Genomic DNA, 20549 nt, shown 5'->3' on the forward strand with positions numbered 1-20549 from the left:
TGTGCTTGCAGTTGCCACAGATTGCGAGTATACTAAGCGTCAGAGATTAACAATAAGGGAGGCGGCTGCCGTTATGATTCAGGAGCCGGGAGTCTGCAAATCGCCGAATTTTAAATGGTTTGGGCTTGCCCTCCAGGCGCTTGTTGTCCTGTCCAAACGGTGCGACGATCCCTGTCCCAGCCATACGATCGCTGAGCAGATCAAATCGGAGCCCACGCTGATTCGCCGGATTTTGTCGCAGCTGGCGTGCGGCGGAATCCTCGAGACCCGGGAAGGACGCATCGGCGGATACCGGCTTAAGAAAGCGGCCAATGAGATTACGCTCGCTGAAGTTTACCTCGCTTTGGAAGCGAAAGAGCCCTGCTGGAGCGCAATGCTGGAGGCGACCGGTCCCCATGAATTCGGACAGGAAATGCAAGGATCGTTCAAGGAGATTATCGGCAGAGTTCATACGAACATCCTTGAAGTCCTCAAGGATTATACGATTGCCGATCTGACGGCATAGTTTTATTGCCGGAGACCGACTTTATTATTCGGAACTAGCCGGCGTTTACTATAAACTGTGTCTTTATCAACACAGTATATAATAACAATTTGGGAGGATGGTATATATGAACAACCAACTGAAGACAACCCAGGATTTCGAAACCGTTTTGCGGGAACGGCATTCCGTTCGCCATTATGACTCTTCCGTGAGCATATCCCGGGAAGAGATCAAGGAAATGCTGGAGCTTTCGATCACGGCTCCTTCTTCTTCCAATCTGCAGCCATGGCGCTTCCTGATCATTGACAAACCGGAACTGAAGGAAAAGCTCCTGCCGATTGCTTTCAATCAGAATCAGGTCGTTGAAGCTTCAGCGATTATTGCCGTGCTCGTAGACATGCGATCTTATGACAAGGCTCCGGAAATTTACAACCGCACTGCCGAGTTTGGCGTCATGAACGAGGCGACCCGCGACAAAATGATCGAAAATTCCATCAAGATGTACGGCGGGCTGCCGCAGGAAGTGCTTCGCCGCATCAACACCTTTGATGCCGGTCTGATCTCGATGCAGCTGATGCTGATCGCCCGTTCCAAAGGCTACGATACCGTACCGATGGGCGGTTATAACGCCGACAAGTTCAAGGAAGCTTTTGAAGTGCCTAACCCGCTGGAGCCTGCGATTCTAATCGCTCTCGGCAAAGCAGCCGAAGAAGGGCATCCAAGCTCGCGTCTGACGGTGGACGAAGTCACTTACTGGAATTCTTTTGACAAATAATATCATCCCGGCAAAGCAGCAACAATTTCCACTTCTCATACCGCTTGCTTTGCAGGGATAACGCTCGAAGGGACAGTTTTCTGTCCCTTTTTTTATTGCCCCTTAGCCGGATTACGTGTATACTGGGGGCATTGATAATGGGATATATTAAAGTTAGGAGGGATTACATAATGGGCATGGATTACAACGTTGCAAGAAAAAGCCAGCTGGATACCAGGGAGCTGCTGCTGCTGGATTCCGAGCTGAAAAGCCGCGGCAAAAATATGGTTGTCGCTTATGTGCTGTGGTATTTTCTCGGCTTGTTTGGCGGACACCGGTTCTATCTTGGTCTTAAAGGATCTGCAATCGCACAATTGATATTGTCCCTAACTCTGATCGGAATGGCAGTCACCGGGATTTGGTGGATCGTGGATGCTTTTCTGACCCATACGTGGGTGAAGGAGCACAATCAAAAACTGGAGAACGAGATTCTCAGCCAGATCGAATATGAACGAGGCCACCGGCCATTTAACGAATATTAATGGCTATCCTGAAGCAAGATTTAACGACAAACGAGCTATTGGTTCTGAATTCCGAGCTGCAGAGCCATGAGAAGTCTCTGGCGATTGCGTACCTTATGCTTATAGGCGGGCATCTGGGAATACACCGGTTTTATCTAAGAAGAACGGGTACGGCCGTCGCGCAGCTTGTTCTCTTTCTGGCCGCAACCTTCTTTTACATTGCTTTTCTCGTACTAACCGGCTTGGAGTCCTATCTGCTGAGCATGGTGTTTCTCGTACTGCTGCTCGGGTGCGCTGCCGTTTTGACGGTCTGGATCATCGTGGACTTGTTCCTCATTCCGGGCATGGTCCGATCCTGGAATGCGCGCGCCGAACAGGAGATTATGGAAAGGATTGTGCAATACCGAAGCTCCCCACAAGCTTCGAATCCTTATATGTAGTGCTTCTTCCGGCCCCCTTGCCTGTTCCTTCCGCAAGGGGGTCTTTTCATAGTGCCCTCTGCCGGAATACATTCCTATGCTGTAGGGTAAACATGAATAAAGAGCACGGAAGGAGAGATCAAAAGCTTGAAAATTATCATTACGCAGAGCGAAGCGGTGGATAAAGGAATCTGGCCGCAAGTCATGCAGTGGTTCGGCATCGGCCAGGATGACGATACCTGGCCTTCCGAAGAGTTCATTCTCACAGAGCAGCAGGCCAAAGAAGCGGGATTGATCAAATAATCCCCTTCAAATTTGGATTGGCTTCGATAGTGAAAGAGGCTTTTCATTCCGAAAAAGAGCAGGAGGGGGTTAGTCACCCCCTCCTGCTCTTTTTTTAAACTTGGCCAGCATTATATCATTGGTCTGCCACTGCGTGCCGGGCACTGGTCACCGATCAGGATGTTCTGTTCGGCCCTACCTTGGGACAAAAATAATAGTATTGTGTTTATTTTATCATTTTAATTGATACTGATTTGTTCGGAAAATGTAATAAAACATTTCCTCCTGATGAAAATAGCACTTCAAATGATATCGTTGATTGGTTAATCGGCAAAAATTCCTGGTATAACCAATCGTCTACTTCTCTATTATAAATACTTTCTTCATTTTCATAATTATGATGCTGATATTTATATAGTGAGACCTTATAAAAGCTCAATACCCATAACTTCTCATTTTCAATATTATTAACGTCACTTGAAATTGTGAAATGTACATTTAAATCAAGTAGGCTTTTATGTTCGAACTCAATCTTTATTAAACGGTAGTCGTGAAACCCCCAAGAGTTAAAATGCTCAAAAACATCATGAGGTAATCGGTCAGATAAAGTCTCAAATATTTCTTGATATTTTGCAACGTTTTGTTGCCATTGTCTTTCAATATAATTTAATTTGTCATCACTGATATTGTCCATATTTTGAGCTAAATGCAAATCATATAACAAATATTTCAATTATTATCCTCTCCCCTTTCACTACTTTTTTCGTTGAACACTCGCCGCTTACTCCGGCCGGTCGAGCCGGTACAGCTTCCGGTATCTTTCACTTTGCCCCATGAGCTCTTCATGGGTACCGCGCAGCACGATCGTCCCCTCATCCATAAAAATAATTTCGTCCATGAGGCCGGCCGCAATGAGATGGTGGGTCACCCAGATCAGCGTTTTGCCTTTCGTCACCTTGAAAATGGTCGACATCAGCTCACGCTCCGTCTTCGGATCAAGCCCAATCGTCGGTTCATCCAGGATGATGACAGGCGTGTCCTGCAGCAAAATGCGGGCAAGCGCCACACGCTGGCGTTCGCCGCCCGAAAAGCGCTGTCCGGTTTCGTGCATCGGCGTTTCATAGCCCGCCGGGAGCGAGGCGATCAGAGGCCCAAGCTGCGCTGCCTCGGCCGCCTGATGCACTTCCCCATCCGAAGCATCAAGCCGCCCAAGCCGGATATTGTTGCCTACGGTCGTATCGAACAAATGCGGGCTCTGGTTGAGCACGGCAATGAGCTCGGACATACGGGGAGCAAGGCGCAGAGCTTCCGTCCCGTTCAAGGCCACGCTGCCTGCCGATGGAGCGAGTGCGCCCTGTATCAGCTTGAGCAGCGTGGACTTGCCCGCTCCGCTGCGGCCTACAATCGCGATCCGCTTGCCCTGCGGAATGTCAAGGCTGACGCTTGAAACCGAAGGCTCTTCTCCATCGCCGTAGGCGAATGACACGTCCTGCACCGAAATATGAAGAGCCTCTAATGTCCGGCTGGCTGTGGCCTTCTTGGACTCCTCCGTTTGAGGCCCTGCATTTGGCGCTTCTGTCTTCCCTGACTCCGTACGCGTTTGTGAACCCGCTTCGCTCCCGTCACGCTGCCGCGCGATCCGGTTCAGACGCTCCAGGGAGTCCTGGTACTGCGGAACCCGCTCCATCGCCTCCGAGATCGGCAGAAAGGCGTCCATCAGCGGAAACACAACAAGCACGAACGCGGCGATCAGGGTAACGTCGATTCCGCCACGCGCATACTGCTGTCCGGACCAGTACACGGCCGACACGACCGCAAGGCCCACGATGAGCTGGCCCAGCAGAGAGCGCCAGCGGGCCCAGGTCCGGAGGCTGCGCTCAAGACGAAGCACCCGGGCCTCCTCCGCTTCGTAGGACCCCGCAAATTGTGCAGCACGGCCGCTGATTACCCAATCACTGATCCCCATAACTGCATCGGTCAGCTTCCGGTAAAGTCCGCTGCGTTCCTGCTTAAGCTGCCGGTGTCTAACGCGGGTTAACCGGTAGGAGATGAACGGGAGCACGGCAACAAGAACAAAGATGTAGACGGCCGCCAGAAGCGCGAGTCCCCCGTTGAACCGGCCGGCGAAGATAACGGCCAGCACATACATGACCAGTGCCGCAATGGACGGGAACACCGTGCGAATATATACATTTTGCAGATTCTCAATATCCTCCGCCAGTACGCCCAGGATGTCCCCGGTCCGGTATCTGGAGCGGATAAAGAGCGCCTGCGGCTCAAGCAGCCGGTACAACTTAACCCGCATCTTTGACAGAATGCGCAGCACGGCGTCATGCCCGGCAAGCCTCTCGACATAATGGATCACGGCCCGGGAAATCCCGAACGTGCGGACGCCCACGATCGGAACATAAACCATGAGGATATTTTCCGGTCTGAGCGCCGATTTGGAGATCAGGTAACCGGAGGTGAAGAGCAGCATCCCCGCCGACAGGAAGGTCAGAATGCCTAGCAGCACAATCAGCGCAAAACGCCAGAAATAGCTGCGGAAATACGGCCGAAACCAAGCTTCTCCATTCACGACAGCTCCTCCCTTTCTGCACATGCCAGCTTGTAATACGCTCCCTTGCGGGCCATTAATTCTTCATGGCTTCCGGCTTCAACAATACGTCCCTGATCCAGCACCAGGATCCGGTCCATTTCCTTCATCCAATGCAGCCGGTGGGTAGCCAGCACCACCAGCTTGTTCTCAAACAGGGGCAGCATCGTTTCCTTCAGCTCATATTCCGTCTCAATGTCCAGATGCGCCGTCGGCTCATCGAGCAGCATGACCGGTCTGCTGCACAGAAACGCCCTTGCCAGGGCAACCCGCTGCTCCTGACCGCCGCTGAGCGGGCGTCCTCCTCCCCCGACCGGAGTATCAAGCCCTGCAGGCAATCTGCCGATCAGATCGCCCAGCCCCGCTGCGTTGGCCGCTTTCTCTACCTCCGCGCGCGAAGCGCCAGGGGAATAGAAAGCGATGTTCTCGGCAAGCGTTCCGCTGAACAAATACGGGCGCTGTGGAATGTACGTGATCAAATCCCGCCAGCTCTGTTCGGCCAGCGCAGGCAGCTCCAGCCCGTCCAGCTTGAAAGTTCCGGAAGTCGGACTCAGAAAGCCGCCCAGCACATCAATCAGGGTGGATTTTCCGGCTCCGCTTTCGCCAATTATACCGATTTTACCGGTGCCCGGCAAAGTCACGGTAAGGCTATCCAGCGAACTGCGACTGCCCTGTTCATGACATACGGTAACCGAAGACAGCGCGAGCGAGCTGGCTCCCGTCCAATGAACCTGTCTCTCTTGCGAGCGCGTGTATGAGCGGCCCGCTTCTGATCCGCCGGGTTCCTCCGTCTCTTCTGAAGAAGCTGCGGCTATGATATGCCGGATCGTCTGGCCCGCCTCCTTGCCGTCCATCGTGGCGTGAAAATCCGCGCCGGCCATACGGACCGGCAAGAAGTATTCCGGCGCCAGAATCAGCACGGTAAGCGCCGGCAGCAGCGACAGATGGCCGTTTACAAGGCGGAGCCCCAGGCTGACGGCCACCGAAGCGACCGACAGCATCGTAAAGAAATCGAGCGCAAATGACGAGAGAAAGGCAACGCGCAGCGTCTTCATCGTTGCCGAGCGATAGCCGTCGCTCACCGCAGTGATCGAGCCGGCATGGCCTTTGCTTCGGCCCAGATATTTCAGCGTCTCGAGCCCGCGCAGCGAGTCCACAAAATGGTTGGACAGCACCCGGTAGCTGTTCATCTGCCGCTCCGTCTGTCTTCGGGCCGCCAATCCGACGAGGATCATAAACACAATAAGAATCGGCAGGGTGATGATGAGAATGACGCCGGACATCGTATCCTGCGTAAATACGAACAGCAGGATCAGCGCCGGCGTCATCCCGGTAGCCAGCATGCGCGGCAGGAACAATTCCAGGTACAGCTTATATTTCGATATGCCATCCAGCACCAGCGTGACCAGCTTGCCCGTACCTTCGCGGGCCGTAAAGCGCGGTCCCAACTGAAACAGCTTCCCGAGCAATTCCCTGCGAAGGGAAGTACCCGTTCTTTCGGCGAACCGATAAGCGATCCGCTGCTGCAGCATCCCGGTCAGCTGACGGGCCGCGAAAGCAAACAGGAACAATACGGTCACCCCGTATTGTTCCTGCAGCGGCTCGCCGTCGAACAGGCCTGTGACGACTTCCGCCAGCCATTTGGCCTGCAGGACTACAGCCAGACTATGGATCAGTGTCAGAGCGGCCATTTGGACCATGACCGCCCTGATTCCTTTCAGCTTCAGCAAATCTTTATCCATTCTCGTTAATCCCTATCTGTTAGTATTCTGTTAGTATTCCAGATGCTGTTTCTCATGCACCCGCTTGTGGAACACGAAATAGCTCCAAATTTGATAGCCCAGCACAAAGGGCAGCAGGGATATGGCGACAATGGTCATCACCTTCAGGGAGTAGTGGCCCGATGCCGCATTATCAACCGTCAGATTGAACGCTGCGTCGATGGAGCTGATCATCACGTTCGGGAACAAGCCCGTAAATACGCCCACGATGGCCAGTGCAATGACGGCCCCTGTCATGCCAAACGCCCATCCGTCCCGCTTTTTCGTTATGAAATAACCGGCCAGCAGGAAGGCAATCAAACCGACTACAGCAAGAGCGCTTAAGACAGCGCCTCTGACTTCAAAAATATCCGTTGCAAAATAGGTCGAAACGCCGAGCACCGCCAGCAAAGCGGCCAGCGGAAAGAGCATGGCTTTCGCCAGTTTCCGGGCGCGTTCACGCAGTTCTCCTTCGGTGCGGAGCGTTGTGAACAGCAAGCCGTGGACAAAACACAACACCGTTACCGTAACGCCGCCCAGCAGCGTGTAGAGATTCACCATATCGAACAGCCCGGCCTTCATTTCCATTTGGCCGTCGATCGGCAGGCCTTTCATAAAGCCCGCAAAGACAACGCCGAGCAGGAACGGCGGCAGGAGGCTGCCGGCAAAAATGCAGATGTCCCATGTTTTTTTCCAGCGCCGATCATGCACCTTGCCCCGGTATTCAAAGGCAACGCCTCTGGCGATCAGCGCCAGCAGCAGAACGACAAGCGGCGTGTAATAGCCGCTGAACATGGTGGCATACCAGTTCGGGAAAGCGGCAAAGATCGCGCCGCCCGCCGTCAGCAGCCACACTTCGTTGCCGTCCCAGAACGGGCCGATCGAGTTGATGAGCACCCGGCGCTCGGTATCATTTTTCGCAAGGACTCCTGTCGCCATGCCCACTCCGAAATCAAAACCTTCCAGAAAGAAGAAACCGATGAACAACACCGCAACTAGCACAAACCAAAGTTCATTAAGAGACAGCATGATAACCCTCCTTGCTGAATGGATCACTTGAATGCTCATCCGCCGCATCTACCGCATATGGGCCTTTCTTGATGACCCGAACCCACAGGTACGTCATCACGACCGCAAGCACCGAGTAAATGGCGCAGAAGGCAATCAGGGAGAACAAAATTTGCCCGCCGGTTACGCTGGGCGACACGCTGTCCGCAGTCGTCATATAACCGAATACGGTCCAAGGCTGCCGGCCGAACTCGGTCATGATCCACCCTGACGTATTGGCGATGTATGGAAGGGAAATGCTGAGCAGCATGATACGCAAAAACCATTTGTTTGGCCGTTCAAGCTTTTTGCGCGCCGACAGATAGAGGCCATAAGCGGCAAACAGAATCATCAGGCTGCCGGCAGCGACCATAATGCGGAAGCTCCAGAATGTCGTCCGTACCGGAGGGATATAGTTGCCTTCCCCGTACTGCTTCACATATTGGTCCTGCAGCTCATTCATCCCTTTGACTTCCCCGGAAAATTTGCTGTAGGACAGGAAGCTGAGCAAATAAGGAATTTTCAGCTCATATTTATTTTCTTTCGTTGTCGGATCAATGAAAGCAACCACCGTCCAGCCTGCCGGGTCTCCGCTCTTGCCCCATAGCCCTTCGGAAGCGGCCATTTTCATCGGCTGGGTTTTGACCAAATACTGTGCCTGCTGGTGCCCGAAAACCGCCGTGAGGAACGAGGACACGAGAGCTACAATAATCGCGATTTGAAAAGATTTCTTGAAGAACGAGTAGTCCTGCTTCTTGAGCATCTTGTAAGCGCTGATTCCGCAGATCAGGAACGAGCCTGTCGCAAGCGCCCCCAGTACGGTATGCGGGAATTCGACCCACAGCTGTCCGTTGGCAATCAGGGCGAAGAAATCATTCATTTCCGCTCGGCCATTGTTAATCTGAAAGCCTACCGGATGCTGCATGAACGAGTTCGCGGCCAGAATCCACAGAGCCGACAGCGTGGTGCCGATGCAAACCAGCCATATGCTGAGCAAATGCACCTTCTTGGATAGACGGTCCCAACCGAAAATCCAGATCCCCATAAACGTAGACTCCAGGAAAAAGGCGGCAAGCGCCTCAATCGCCAGCGGCGCCCCGAACACGTCTCCCACGAACCGGGAATAATCGGACCAGTTCATGCCGAACTGGAATTCCTGCAGGATGCCGGTTACGACCCCGACTGCAAAGTTGATGAGGAATATTTTGCCCCAGAACTTTGCCATTTTTTTGTACTCCTCTTTGCCCTTGACGACATACATCGTTTCCATCACCGCGATCATGAACACCAAACCGATCGTAACGGGAACGAAGAAAAAGTGAAAAATCGTCGTCGCGGCAAATTGGATGCGTGCAAGCACTAACGGATCCATTGTCCAAACTCTCCTTTTTCTCTTCTGATTTTGTGAACAGCTTATTGTCTGCATAGTTGTATCGCTATTTTTAATATTGGCAGTTCTCGCCACAAAGAATTGTGACATAAATCACACTATCGACCGTAAATTCATAAAATTTGTGACCAAAATCACAAAATTTATGCTTTTTGCACACATTTCCGGCATAAACGAAAGCGAAAACACCGGGTTTGATATCTGAAACCTCATTGACAAAAGCGGATTGTGATCTGCCTCACAACGTTCAATTTTAGAAGGCTTATATAGCCCATATGGGCCATGCGGGTGATGTGCGGCTTCCGTTATGATGGCTCTAGAAAAGCAAAAAGGAGTGAAAGCAGCTTATGATGATTCTGATGGCTTGTGTCGGGGTCGCCGGATTTGCGAGCATCACCTGGTTCTGCCTCGACCTTTTTAAACAAGAAGAGAAGCTCGAACAACAACTCTAATAACCAGGCGAAATCAAGCGGAAACGGCAAAGCTGTCCTTAACAAGATTGCATCTGTTTCTGCAAGAAAAATAACCGCTGGCGCTTCTCACGGGAAGCACTCAGCGGTTTTATTGTTTTACAAGGATTCCTTACTGCTCCACTTCCGTCAGCTGGAAGGTGGTCACGTCCACAAGCCCCCGATTGGAAATTCGCAGGTCGGGAATAACCGGCAGAGCGATCAGCGAAAATGTCATGAACGGCGCATTGAGCGGACAGCCCAGCTGTTTCCAGGCGGCTTCGAGCTCCCGCACCTGAACCACAACCTCGTCGAGCGGTTTATCGGACATCAGACCTGCAATCGGCATTTCGACTCGGGCCAGCACTTTGCCGTCCAGAACGGCGATCATGCCGCCGCCGCATTCCGCAAGCTGGTTCGCAGCAAACGCCATGTCCTCCTCATTTACGCCCATCACCAGCAGGTTGTGGCTGTCGTGCGCAACCGTTGAAGCGACCGCGCCCTTCGACAGCTGAAAGCCGCTTGCAAAAGCAAGGGAGATTTCGCCGCTGCCGCGATGGCGCTCAATACAGGCAAGGCGGACAATGTCCTCCGCTGCATCCGGCTGGATAACGCCATTCTCAACAGCCAGCTCTGCTACCCTGCTTCCAGTCCGGGCGCTGTTCTCGATCACCTGAATGACCTTTACGCGGGTTCGGCCTGCTGCGGCCGAATTGTCCGTTTCCGCTCCCGTCTCCGCGTACTTTCTACTCTTCAGCAGGAAATCGGCGGGTTCAACCGGTCTTGCCAGGTTGACGGAACGGCGCGCCTGTTCGGGATATTCATATACCGGAAATTCGGCCGTCAGAACTCCGCTCTCGGCAACTATGGATCCGTCCGCAATGACGATGGAAGGAACCATCTGCTTCAGATCGTCCACAAGCAGGATATCGGCGCATTTGCCCGGCGTGATCGCGCCCAGGTCCTGCTCCTGATTGAAATAGCGGGCCGTATTGATCGTAGCCAGCTGAACGGCCGTTACGGGATCGACTCCTTCCTCGATCGCACGGCGGACCACATGGTTCATGTGGCCTTTTTCCACGATGGTCTGCGGATAAACGTCGTCGGTAACGAGCGTAATATTGCCGGTAGGCGCATGATCTTCGGTAATCACCTTGATCACTTCCTTGACGTCCTGCCAGGCCGAGCCTTCGCGGATCATCAGATGCATGCCGAGCCGCACCTTGGCGAGTCCCTGCTCCCGCGTTACCGTCTCATGGTCCGAAGTGACCCCTGAGGCGATATAAGCCTGCAGCATGTTCCCATCATCGCTTGGAAAATGACCCGTCACCGTTTTGCCGGCCCGGATGGTGGCCTCTATTTCGCCTTTCATTTTCGGATCTCCGTACACAACTCCCGGGAAGTTCATCACTTCCCCCAGCCCCGCGACGCCTTGCCAGGCAAGGCCTTCCTCAATGTCTTTCACGCCGAGCGCCGCTCCGGCATCTTCCAGCCCGTCCGTTGCGGGAACGCATGACGGATACGTCGTAAATACTTTCAGCGGGAGAGCCCGCCCCTCTTCATGCATCCAGCTTACGCCTTCGCTGCCAAACACATTGGCGATTTCATGCGGGTCCATAAACACAGTCGTCGTGCCTTTGACAATGGCCGCTTTGGCAAACTCGGTCACGGTCATCATGGTGCTTTCCACATGCATATGGCCGTCGATCAATCCCGGAACCATATACCTGCCCCCGGCATCCACGACTTTTGTTCCTGCTCCGATCGTATACTCCGCATTCCCGACGTAAGCCACCCGTCCGTCCGCAACGGCTACATCCACATTCGGGAGCAGTTCGCCGGAATACACATTCACCAGCGTTCCGTTTTTGACAACGAGATCGGCTGCTTCCTCTCCCAAAGCTACCTTGGCCAGTCTTCGGCTTACTTCATATAATGCTTTTCTTCCTGCAGCGCACATCGCCTATTCCCCATTTCTGTTTCCGGTATGTTTTTGAAAATTATATAGCAATTGGGGGCAATGTCAACCGCGCATTCCTCTCAGCAATAAATTTTTGTATCATTTGGACTGTTCGAAATCATTAACGTGTTTCCTTACAAATCGATGACGGCGGTAAAACATCCATATTGCAAGGCTCACGGTAAGGAAGAGGATTTGCATCAGGGTGCGGGGAATCAATTCATCCTCCGGACTCGTCGCAAGACCATTAATAGCTATGTAAAGATTGGCAGGGAACATGGCAATCAGTAGAAGGGATAGCCCGCTGGCTGCCCATGTGACAGTGTGACGCCATAGTAAACCTATTGCCCCGGCCAATTCCAGTACACCGGTGATCGTTACAATCAAGGCGGGATAAGGCAAGATAGGAGGAACCATACTAATGATCTCTGTCCGCATATAAACGAAATGAACTGAGCCGGTTAAAATGAACATTGCTGCAAGACCGCCTCGAAGCGCAACGGGCCATGGGCGCAAACGGCTTACCCCAGCAACTCCTGCAATGAGAATGGCAAACGTGACGACAACGAGCACAATAAGGGGTTCCATAAAATGACCTCCACAAAATTAGTGATTAATGCGTATAGATACTAAACACATTATCCAAAAAAAAGATGCTATCATTTGCCTAGTTGTTCTTCTAGCTTCATTAAAAAATCTTTGATAAATAGCACCTTATCGTCGGGAGCATCCCCTAATACTTCCACGACCATTTTTTTGAATTGGTTCTGATAATCCAAATGGCGAGCGTATGCAATCTCACCTTTAGGGGTTACTTTTAGAATTAACCTTGATTGATTGCGAACATCCTTTTCTTTGGTGACTAGCCCTTTCTGTTCAAGTTTTTTCAGTACTTGGGATATTGCACCTTTCGTAACTCCACAACGTTCAGCCAGCGCTGTAATATGGATGCCTTCATGCTCTCTAATCTCATTAAGCGTATATATCTCGGAATGAAATAAAGGCTCACCTACACCATAATCCCTATTCTTCCTGTCCAGTTTAGCAAACGTTTTGAACACATCCAAAAGGATGTTGCTAATTTTCTCTTTTGAAAGTTCATCATTATTCATCATAGAAGAAAGTGTATAGCGTCTAAACACTATTGTCAAATGGTTTTAACCTATTATCTAAATTTAATTGCTAATTGTTTCTTGCTGTTCATTCCGCAGATCATAGGCGCTAGCCGAGAGGATAAAAAATGAACCCGGCGTGCTTTAAGCCAAACCGGGTTCCGCAGGGTGCAGGGTGTTGTCGTATGGAGAAAGGCCGCTTTTCCTCGTATGCTTGCCTGGCGGGCAGCCTAAAGGTGAAGCTGCGGCGGCTGTGATATTTGCGGGCCGGATGCAGGACTTAACCACGTTTCTCACCGAGTTGTATCATTCATTCTCCCGTTTTCCTTTCTGTACGATCACTTCTTCAGCGGAGGACAGATTGTTGCTTTGGCGCATCGTAATACCTTCATCCGCAAACTCGATATTGACAGTCACGCAAAGCGGGGTCTCTGCAAACCGCAACGTCAGGAGCAGCGAGTGCTCCTGTTCCCAGGTAAAGCTGGCCATCGCCGGCTGCTGCTCCTGTCCCGGCAATGCAATGAGGTTTCTTATCCAAACGCCTCTGCCGAAGCGGATCGTTTCCATATCGCCCGAATCCAAGTAAAGCCCGAGCTCGGCAGTTTGCTCGCCGAAAGAGAACCCGATCCGGCTCCAAGGCAGCTCGCCGCCTTCTAATGCATAAATAAGGCCGGTCACGCGTCTCTCCAACGTGGAGTCGAACAAATAGCGGGGCGGAGTCAGCTCAAGCTTCTGCAGCGTATCTTTCAGCCGCTCATAGGTGCCTGCCTCTTCCTGCACCGGCTCCTCTCCCATTGCGCCGCGCAAGTGTGTCCATACCGCATCTAATACAAGGTGCGTTTGCTGAGTGGCGCAAGTCGTCACCACCACTGCGTCCTCCTCCGGCATCACGATGCAAAACTGCCCAAACGCGCCATCCGCCCTGTAAGCGTCGTCCTTGCACCGCCAGAACTGGTAGCCGTACCCCTGGCCCCAGTGGCTGTTCTCCTCTTCTTCACTTTCGATTTGCTTGGAGGTTGAAAGGTCAATCCACGATTCCGGGATCAGGCGGCTGTCCTGCCAAATCCCCCGCTGCAAATAAAGCTGCCCGAATTTGGCGATATCCTCCGTAGTCAAGCTGAGGCCCCATCCGCCTGTATTGTACCCATCGGGGCACAGTTCCCATCTAGCGCCTGTAAAGCCCAGCGGCTTAAACAACCGCGGCTGCAGGTATTCGTATAATGTAATGCCGCAAACGGTTTGCAGAATGACCGACAGCATGTAAGTAGCTCCGCTGTTATAGACAAAGCGGGTACCCGGCTCAAACACCACTTCCGCCTGAAAAAAAGTGCCGATCCAATTACTCTGCTGCCTGCCATCAATGTTCAGCGTCTCCTTATCATGCCCGGTGGACATGGTCAGCAAATGGCGAATCGTCATCTGCTGCAAGTAGGGGGACAACTCGCCGTCCCGTAGAATATCCGGAAAAAAAGAAATGACTTTGTCATCCAGGGAAAGCCTCCCTTCCGAAACAGCCAGGCCGATCGCGGCGGATGTAAAGCTCTTGCTCAGCGAATACAAGCTGTGGGGAAAATGAGCTTTATAAGGAGCCCACCACCCCTCCGCTACCACCTGGCCATGCCGCAACACCATCAGGCTGTGCAGTTCCACCTGCTGCAGCTTCATTTCATTCACAAAATTAATGATTCCGCTTGAACCCATGCCTTGAATTTCAGGCCGGCTTCTAGGCAACCTAACACCGGAGTCTACTGTCACGATAGCTGATCCTCCCTTGTTAAAAAATGATGATACGAGTAGAAATCGCAAAGCCGTCCTTTACAAAGACGGTATCCGTGTTACGCGAGTGGCCTGATTTCAAACCTTCCAGGCATTCTCCTTTGAAAACGGATTCAACTTATTTTACTTCACTTTCCAATTCAGGTTAAGGTTAACTTAACAATCTTTCGAAAACAGTGAGCGAAATCATAAGTCGACTACAGAAAAGCGAGCTCATAAACAGGTCCCGCCATCATTTTAACGAAAATATACGCTAAGCCTTTGATCCTGTCCGGCTTGGCGTTTTTTTTTCATACTCTAAGCTTGGTTCGGGACGTTGAAAGATAATCCTGAATGAAGATCGTTTTTTCGATTCGTCCCATCTCCCGAAGCGTGGTAGGTAGCTAAACTGATTTGTCTAGCATAGTAGCCTAGTTTCCCTTAATAAGCGAAGCAGAGACAGTCCCTAGTTTGGAGTCAGCTAAGTCGCGTAAGCGCAGCTCAAATCGGAATCCGAGCAAATGCGTCAAACCAAAGACTTGATCCGTGTAAGTATTTGGTCGAGCATGTCAAATTTTGATGTAAAATTTTTGTTTTATTACCAAAAAAACGTGATACAATCTTACTGGTAATATTACACAATATTTGTATATTAATGAAAACAACTACAATTGGGGAGCGATTTAATGTGAAAAAGAAGGCTATTTTTTTAACAGGAGCAGTTTTGGTGATCGCTGTTGGAGCAGCTGGAGCTGCTTTTGGCGCGAACCCGAGTAAACTTCCTGGATCTTTGAAATTTTGGGATGGAGTTATTTATTCAGAACAGGACCAGATTACAAAAAAGGAAATATCAGACTCAATTGACCCCGTTACAGGGAAGTCAACAAAAGAATTTAATATTAAGTCAGGTCAATTAAGTAAAGATGGTAGTTTAGAAATTGATGATAAAAAAAACGAGAAGACAATCGAGTTTAATATGGATGGTAAAGAGCTAAGATTAAAATTCCATTACGTTCTTAAGTCAAATAAAAATATAGTACTGCCCAATAGCGAAGAGGGCTATCAATTAAGTCCAATACCAAATAGTGATCAATATCTGATTGAATATAATGGATCTCTTTATCAACTGGATATAAAAAATTCTAAGATAACAAAAGTTCTATCAGATCAAGTTGACGCTTTTGAATACACAACGTTAAAAAATAAAAAGGTTGAAGATCTTCCTTTGGCTTGGGGTGAAAGACCGTATTATAGCCCAAACGGTGATTATTTGATTTATTATAGTAACCGTAATGCAGTAAAGAACGGTGGCGGTAACGGCCAATTATGGGTTAAAAATTTTAAAAACAATAATGAAAAAGCTGTATATGATGGTGGATTTGAATTTGCCGGTTGGGGAGAAAGTAGCCAAGTGTTCATTCGTGACAATAATAAGTTAGTAGAAATAAATCTGGAGGATAGCTCCAATAAGGTTATCCAAGATAATGTCGCCCTTGAGACTCTTGTGGTTTACCCGTTCGTTATTGCTCCTGAATTAGGTAACATTAATATTACTGATATGAAGACTAATGAAACACATTCAATTAATGAAGGTGTTGGGCGAGCAGATATGTTGCTTGCTGACCCATCTGGTTCACATATTGCGATAAAAAATTATCCTGATCCCAATTCATTCGATACCAATATCTTAGTTCTAGATGATTTGAAAAATGCTGCTTCCTTCAAGAAGATTTCCCCTGATGATGGATATGTTATCGATAGTTTTTCATGGGTAGATTCTGAAAATCTTTTGGTTGTAGTTATTAAAAAGGGAACCATTGAGCAGAGTTCTTATCTAGTTAATATCAATGAACTGAAATAAGGAGGAGACATTAATGAAATCCAAGTTTTTATTTATTATGACGATTATAGCAGGAACCCTGCTTTTTCAGTCATCAGCATTTGCATACGATTTTTCCCGATCTTTTTCTGAAATCTACGGTCTAAATTCTATTATTAACGCTTATTCACCGGCACATGATACCAGCGGAAATGATGCGTTTGTTGCTGTTAATAGTAAGACAAACCAGCCCAGAACGACTGGTACTAGTCCTCATGTCGGAACAGATATTAGTATGGCAGCTGGAAGAAATGTATACGCTATTTATAGTGGAAAAGTAGTTTCAAAGAATACAGATACTTCAAGCCAATTAGGGAATATCATTATTAATTTGGATACTAACAATAATGGTACGCCAGATGGATTTTACATTAAATATTTACACATTGTTCCTAGTAGTTCTTTGAGTGTTGGTAGCTCAGTTTCGAGAACTACTGTAGTTGGTACAATAGACACTTACAAGGTTTTCCCGCCTCATCTTCACTTTGCTAGAACAGATTCAACCGATAGCATTTCGTATAAATTGTACAACTTATATAGACATACATCTATCTCAACTTGGAATAATGGGGAATCACTGGATTATTTAGCAGGAGACTCCATAGTTGGTAGCTCAGTATATATTACAGGTTATACGATGGATGATGGAGCATGGGAAGATCTTTCGACAATTTATGTTTACTATAAAATTGGCAGTACCGGTACTTGGTCATCAACACCGAAACAGATGACAAAATTTAACACTTACGGTAGATGGAAGTATGACTTTAGTGCGGTTGCTTCTTCTGGACAAACCGTATATTATTATTTGGCAGGTATAAGGGCAGATATGTCATCGACATCGGATAACTGGGGATTATGGCCACAATATTATACTCATCCACCCAAAGATCCATCTAGTTTTTCATGGTCGATTCAGTATAAATCTTTTGTAATGCCATAATATTCAACAAAGTTATAAGCAAGGAAAAAAGAAGGCCAGCCCAGGTAAATGTGGTTGGCCTATATTACTGAAAACGTGTTTTCACTTCGTTTAGCATTGAAACTATTTACATTTCGAAGGTGTCTAATATATAGATGGAAAGAATACGATTAAGTGTCCATTATTTTTTCGGGAGAAGAGGGTGAATGATGAAGAGATCTGTAGGGGTGCTTGTCATTGTTTTAACACTTTCCATGATGACTAGTTGTTTAGGCAACCAAGAGAAAAATAAGACCACAGTTACTCCAAGTGAGTCTACAAATACAATACCACCTGAGGAAAATTTGAACAGTACCATTCAGCCACAAGTGGATGAATTCTCACTACTGATAAATAACACCTCAATTTCGCTCCATGCTTGGGATAACGAAATTAACTTAGAACAAGTTTTGGGAAAACCCATTTCCCAAAATATCCATGAACTTAAAGGAGATGGCTTTACAGGGTCATTTCTAAAAAAAATAAAGTACAATGGCCTTGAATTAGAATTATTCTCCCCCAAAGACAATGGTAAGAAATTTTGGATTATGACAATGGTTGTCACTAAAAGAGGCTACCCAACTTCAAAAGGGATTGAATTAGGAAGTACGGTTAAGGAGATCAAGGATGCTTATCCAGCTATAAAAATTTCGGAAGATGGGAGAACAGACCCCAATAATTGTGCATATGAAATTAGAAACGTGCAGGAGTATAACCATATGCAGTTTGAGGTGAAAGATGGAAAAGTAGCACATATTAAGATATTTCATCTAATCCCTTAGATCTTGATTTCAAAGACCTTCGAAAAGTGGAAAGAACCGATGAATCAGTTTCGCGGTGCTTCAGCCCGGAAAGGTCAGAAATGCTGGACAGCCAGCTACCAGGGCCGCCATCGCTTCCGCTGCCTTGTCGCGTGTTCAGATCTTGATTGCAGCATATATGAGCCCTCATCTTGATGACAAGGTGGGGGCTATTTGATGGAAAAACGGCTTTTAAAATAACTATTTTATCCTAGCAACAATAAGCAAAAACGGCCTCGGCCCGGATCGTCTATTTGCATCCGGGCCAACACCGCTTTTACGAGGTGTGCATCATTTGCTGCAGAGGATTAAGATTCCAAATATTGATTAAACCACCCGGCAATCCGGTTCAGGCGCTCCACGCGGAGGATCGGCCGCCCTGAACGGGACAGGTCGTGGCTGGAGCCGGGGAAGCGGACAAGCTGCGTCTCTTTGCCAAGCCGCTTAAGCGCCGTATACAACTGCTCGGCCTGTTCAATCGGGCAGCGCAGATCCTCTTCACCGTGCAGAATCAGCAGCGGCGTCCCGACATTGCGGACGTAAGCGAGCGGCGAGTGCTTCCACAGGCGTTCAGTATGCTCCCATGGATTGCCGTCAATCTCCATCTCCGTAAAGAAGTACCCGATGTCGCTGACTCCATAGAAGGAAATCCAGTTGGAGATGGAGCGCTGCGTCACCGCCGCCTTGAACCGGTTCGTATGTCCGACGATCCAGTTCGTCATAAAGCCGCCGTAGCTGCCGCCCGTAACCACCCAGCGCTCGCTGTCGATAAACGAAAAACGTTTGTTCGCTTCATCCACCGCTTCCATCAGATCCTGATAGTCCCGTCCGCCGTAATCCCCCCGGGAGGCGTTCACAAACAGCTGGCCGTAGCCGTGGCTGCCCCGTGGATTGGTATACACGACGGCATATCCCAAAGAGGCCAGCAGCTGGAATTCATGCATGAACGTATTAGCGTACATGGCATGCGGCCCGCCGTGAATTTCGAGGACGGCCGGATATGCCTTGCCCTCCTCGTAGCCGGCAGGCTTGATGATCCAGCCCTGAATCTGCTCGCCACCTGAAGCTTCGAACCAGAAGCTTTCCGGCTCGCTGATCAGGACAGCCTCAAGCAGCTCCTTGTTCAGCTCGGTCAGGCGCTGCTCCTCGCCCGAGGCAGCGCTGAGTCGGTATAAATCCCCGGGCAGAACGGCGTCGGCCGAGGCAAGGATGAAATCGCCGGTCGCCTTGTCTACAGCAAAGCCGAAGATTTCGCGATCACCTTGGCTGAACGCCTCATATTCGCCGCTCCCATCCAGAGCGAACCGGTACAGGTTCACGTTGCCTTTCGTCGTGACCAGCGTGTATACGGAAGTGCCGTCCGGGCTTAAGACCGGCTTGTAAAATCTGCCGGCCCGCATATCGCTGACCGCCGCAGCCGCGATCATCAGATCATGGCCAGCCGTAACACATTCGGCTTCACCGCCACCGCCGCCCGACGGCATGCTGTACAGCTGTACCAGCGTCGCGTTGCTGTAGGAAAGGTCGTCTCCCAGGAATACAATCCGTTTCCCGTCCGGCGAGAAGACTGGCTGCCCGATATCCAGCTTCGATGAAGTCAGCCTGCGGGGCGTCCCCCCGCCTGCGGACATCTCGAACAGGTCGTTGGTCAGCATCAGGTCCGGATCGGCCTTAGGGTCTTCCGGCCAGTTGGCGGCAAACACGATGTTGAGGCCATCCGGCGAGCATGTGAAGCCCTCAACATCGTAATCGCCTTCGGTCAACTGGATAGCCTCACCGTTTGAAGGGTCTACCCGGTACAAATGGGAGCGCCGCCCGTCCCATTCCCCGCTGCCGTCGGATTTCGGACGGGTCCGGTTGATGACTGCAACCTTGTTAGCCTTGTCCTCCTTCTTGTCTTCTTTCCCGTCTTCCCCCGGTCCGCCGGTCGGCAGCTTGCAGAGCAGGTACGTGCTATCCGGCGACCACTGAAAGCTGCTTACCCCATGTTCGGCCTGAGTCAGTACAGACGCCTCGCCGCCTTCCTTCGGCATGAGCCAGACCTGCATTTTGCCGTCCGCCTTACGCAGGAAAGCAAGCTTCGAGCCGTCCGGCGACCAGGCTGGAGCCGCATCTCCTTCGCCGGAGGTGTAGGCCCGGTCGGTACCGTCAGGCCCAAGCAGACGAAGCTGCGTCACATATCCGGTGCGGTCTTTGTTTACTTTCTTAGCCGTATAAACCACTTCGCCGGTGGACGGATGAACGTCCATCCCTGCAATCCATGTCATGGCGTACAAATCTTCAGCTGTAACCCGTCTCTTCTCTGTCATGTTGACGTTTATCCTCCTCAATTTAATTATCCTTAGGTCAAAAAAACAGTGAACTTTTCCTATGTAATACG

Annotated in this window: 18 protein-coding genes and 1 pseudogene; 8 read left to right on the forward strand and 11 right to left on the reverse strand. The window is 50.1% G+C overall.

What is annotated here, in order from left to right:
- Positions 1 to 73 precede the first annotated feature (73 nt).
- The 5 genes from K7397_RS07295 (at position 74) to K7397_RS07315 (ending at position 2481) form a co-directional block, all read left to right on the forward strand.
- Complete coding sequence (locus tag K7397_RS07295; protein WP_223067292.1) at positions 74 to 505, forward strand: Rrf2 family transcriptional regulator; 432 nt, start codon at positions 74 to 76, stop codon at positions 503 to 505.
- A gap of 106 nt (positions 506 to 611) precedes the next feature.
- Positions 612 to 1259 (forward strand): nitroreductase family protein, encoded by a 648-nt coding sequence (locus K7397_RS07300; RefSeq protein ID WP_223067293.1) that lies wholly within the window; start codon positions 612 to 614, stop codon positions 1257 to 1259.
- A gap of 170 nt (positions 1260 to 1429) precedes the next feature.
- Complete coding sequence (locus K7397_RS07305; RefSeq protein WP_420488758.1) at positions 1430 to 1780, forward strand: TM2 domain-containing protein; 351 nt, start codon at positions 1430 to 1432, stop codon at positions 1778 to 1780.
- Positions 1780 to 2199, forward strand: coding sequence for an NINE protein (locus K7397_RS07310; protein ID WP_223067294.1), 420 nt, complete (start codon positions 1780 to 1782; stop codon positions 2197 to 2199). Before K7397_RS07305 ends, K7397_RS07310 begins: the two co-directional genes overlap by 1 nt.
- Positions 2200 to 2325: 126 nt before the next feature.
- Complete coding sequence (locus K7397_RS07315; protein ID WP_223067295.1) at positions 2326 to 2481, forward strand: hypothetical protein; 156 nt, start codon at positions 2326 to 2328, stop codon at positions 2479 to 2481.
- 205 nt (positions 2482 to 2686) lie between these two features.
- On the opposite strand, the gene K7397_RS07320 is transcribed toward K7397_RS07315, so the two are convergent.
- From K7397_RS07320 to K7397_RS07365, 10 genes and pseudogenes are all read right to left on the reverse strand, one after another.
- Positions 2687 to 3193 (reverse strand): hypothetical protein, encoded by a 507-nt coding sequence (locus tag K7397_RS07320; protein ID WP_223067296.1) that lies wholly within the window; start codon positions 3191 to 3193, stop codon positions 2687 to 2689.
- A gap of 48 nt (positions 3194 to 3241) precedes the next feature.
- On the reverse strand, positions 3242 to 5038 hold the full coding sequence (cydC, locus tag K7397_RS07325) for a thiol reductant ABC exporter subunit CydC (protein WP_223067297.1): 1797 nt from the start codon (positions 5036 to 5038) through the stop codon (positions 3242 to 3244).
- Positions 5035 to 6798 carry a thiol reductant ABC exporter subunit CydD gene (gene cydD, locus K7397_RS07330; protein ID WP_223067298.1) on the reverse strand — a complete coding sequence of 588 codons (1764 nt, stop codon included), beginning with the start codon at positions 6796 to 6798 and terminating at the stop codon, positions 5035 to 5037. Before cydD ends, cydC begins: the two co-directional genes overlap by 4 nt.
- Before the next feature lie 30 nt (positions 6799 to 6828).
- Positions 6829 to 7845 (reverse strand): cytochrome d ubiquinol oxidase subunit II, encoded by a 1017-nt coding sequence (gene cydB / locus K7397_RS07335; RefSeq protein ID WP_223067299.1) that lies wholly within the window; start codon positions 7843 to 7845, stop codon positions 6829 to 6831.
- Positions 7832 to 9235 (reverse strand): cytochrome ubiquinol oxidase subunit I, encoded by a 1404-nt coding sequence (locus tag K7397_RS07340; RefSeq protein ID WP_223067300.1) that lies wholly within the window; start codon positions 9233 to 9235, stop codon positions 7832 to 7834. Before K7397_RS07340 ends, cydB begins: the two co-directional genes overlap by 14 nt.
- A gap of 600 nt (positions 9236 to 9835) precedes the next feature.
- Positions 9836 to 11662, reverse strand: coding sequence for an adenine deaminase (gene ade, locus K7397_RS07345; RefSeq protein WP_223067301.1), 1827 nt, complete (start codon positions 11660 to 11662; stop codon positions 9836 to 9838).
- Between the two features lie 99 nt (positions 11663 to 11761).
- On the reverse strand, positions 11762 to 12250 hold the full coding sequence (locus tag K7397_RS07350) for a DoxX family protein (protein ID WP_223067302.1): 489 nt from the start codon (positions 12248 to 12250) through the stop codon (positions 11762 to 11764).
- A 71-nt stretch (positions 12251 to 12321) separates the two neighbouring features.
- Entirely contained in the window at positions 12322 to 12804 is a 483-nt protein-coding gene (locus K7397_RS07355; protein WP_337926693.1) for a MarR family winged helix-turn-helix transcriptional regulator, read from the reverse strand.
- Positions 12805 to 13080: 276 nt separating this feature from the next.
- Positions 13081 to 14529 (reverse strand): serine hydrolase domain-containing protein, encoded by a 1449-nt coding sequence (locus tag K7397_RS07360; protein WP_337926692.1) that lies wholly within the window; start codon positions 14527 to 14529, stop codon positions 13081 to 13083.
- 314 nt (positions 14530 to 14843) lie between these two features.
- Positions 14844 to 15080 (reverse strand): annotated as a pseudogene (locus K7397_RS07365) (Tn3 family transposase); the annotation flags it as partial.
- Between the two features lie 137 nt (positions 15081 to 15217).
- Here K7397_RS07365 and K7397_RS07370 point away from each other — a divergent pair.
- From K7397_RS07370 to K7397_RS07380, 3 genes are all read left to right on the forward strand, one after another.
- A complete protein-coding gene (locus K7397_RS07370; RefSeq protein WP_223067304.1) occupies positions 15218 to 16390 on the forward strand; it encodes a hypothetical protein in 1173 nt (390 codons plus the stop codon).
- 13 nt (positions 16391 to 16403) lie between these two features.
- A complete protein-coding gene (locus K7397_RS07375; RefSeq protein WP_223067305.1) occupies positions 16404 to 17351 on the forward strand; it encodes a peptidoglycan DD-metalloendopeptidase family protein in 948 nt (315 codons plus the stop codon).
- Between the two features lie 185 nt (positions 17352 to 17536).
- On the forward strand, positions 17537 to 18151 hold the full coding sequence (locus tag K7397_RS07380; protein ID WP_223067306.1) for a hypothetical protein: 615 nt from the start codon (positions 17537 to 17539) through the stop codon (positions 18149 to 18151).
- Positions 18152 to 18477: 326 nt separating this feature from the next.
- Here the strand turns inward: K7397_RS07380 and K7397_RS07385 are convergent, their stop codons facing one another.
- Positions 18478 to 20478: an alpha/beta hydrolase family protein gene (locus K7397_RS07385; protein WP_223067307.1), complete on the reverse strand. Its 2001-nt coding sequence runs from the start codon at positions 20476 to 20478 to the stop codon at positions 18478 to 18480.
- Positions 20479 to 20549: the final 71 nt, after the last annotated feature.

It is taken from the genome of Paenibacillus caui, from assembly GCF_019904135.1.
GTDB lineage: Bacteria > Bacillota > Bacilli > Paenibacillales > Paenibacillaceae > Fontibacillus > Fontibacillus caui.

Coding starts and splice junctions, on each gene's coding strand:
- K7397_RS07305 (WP_420488758.1), top strand. CDS start 1,430: ATGGGCATGGATTACAACGTTGCAAGAAAAAGCCAGCTGGATACCAGG.
- ade (WP_223067301.1), bottom strand. CDS start 11,662: ATGTGCGCTGCAGGAAGAAAAGCATTATATGAAGTAAGCCGAAGACTG.
- cydD (WP_223067298.1), bottom strand. CDS start 6,798: ATGGATAAAGATTTGCTGAAGCTGAAAGGAATCAGGGCGGTCATGGTC.
- K7397_RS07380 (WP_223067306.1), top strand. CDS start 17,537: ATGATGAAGAGATCTGTAGGGGTGCTTGTCATTGTTTTAACACTTTCC.
- cydB (WP_223067299.1), bottom strand. CDS start 7,845: ATGCTGTCTCTTAATGAACTTTGGTTTGTGCTAGTTGCGGTGTTGTTC.
- K7397_RS07310 (WP_223067294.1), top strand. CDS start 1,780: ATGGCTATCCTGAAGCAAGATTTAACGACAAACGAGCTATTGGTTCTG.
- K7397_RS07340 (WP_223067300.1), bottom strand. CDS start 9,235: ATGGATCCGTTAGTGCTTGCACGCATCCAATTTGCCGCGACGACGATT.
- K7397_RS07350 (WP_223067302.1), bottom strand. CDS start 12,250: ATGGAACCCCTTATTGTGCTCGTTGTCGTCACGTTTGCCATTCTCATT.
- K7397_RS07300 (WP_223067293.1), top strand. CDS start 612: ATGAACAACCAACTGAAGACAACCCAGGATTTCGAAACCGTTTTGCGG.
- K7397_RS07385 (WP_223067307.1), bottom strand. CDS start 20,478: ATGACAGAGAAGAGACGGGTTACAGCTGAAGATTTGTACGCCATGACA.
- K7397_RS07295 (WP_223067292.1), top strand. CDS start 74: ATGATTCAGGAGCCGGGAGTCTGCAAATCGCCGAATTTTAAATGGTTT.
- K7397_RS07375 (WP_223067305.1), top strand. CDS start 16,404: ATGAAATCCAAGTTTTTATTTATTATGACGATTATAGCAGGAACCCTG.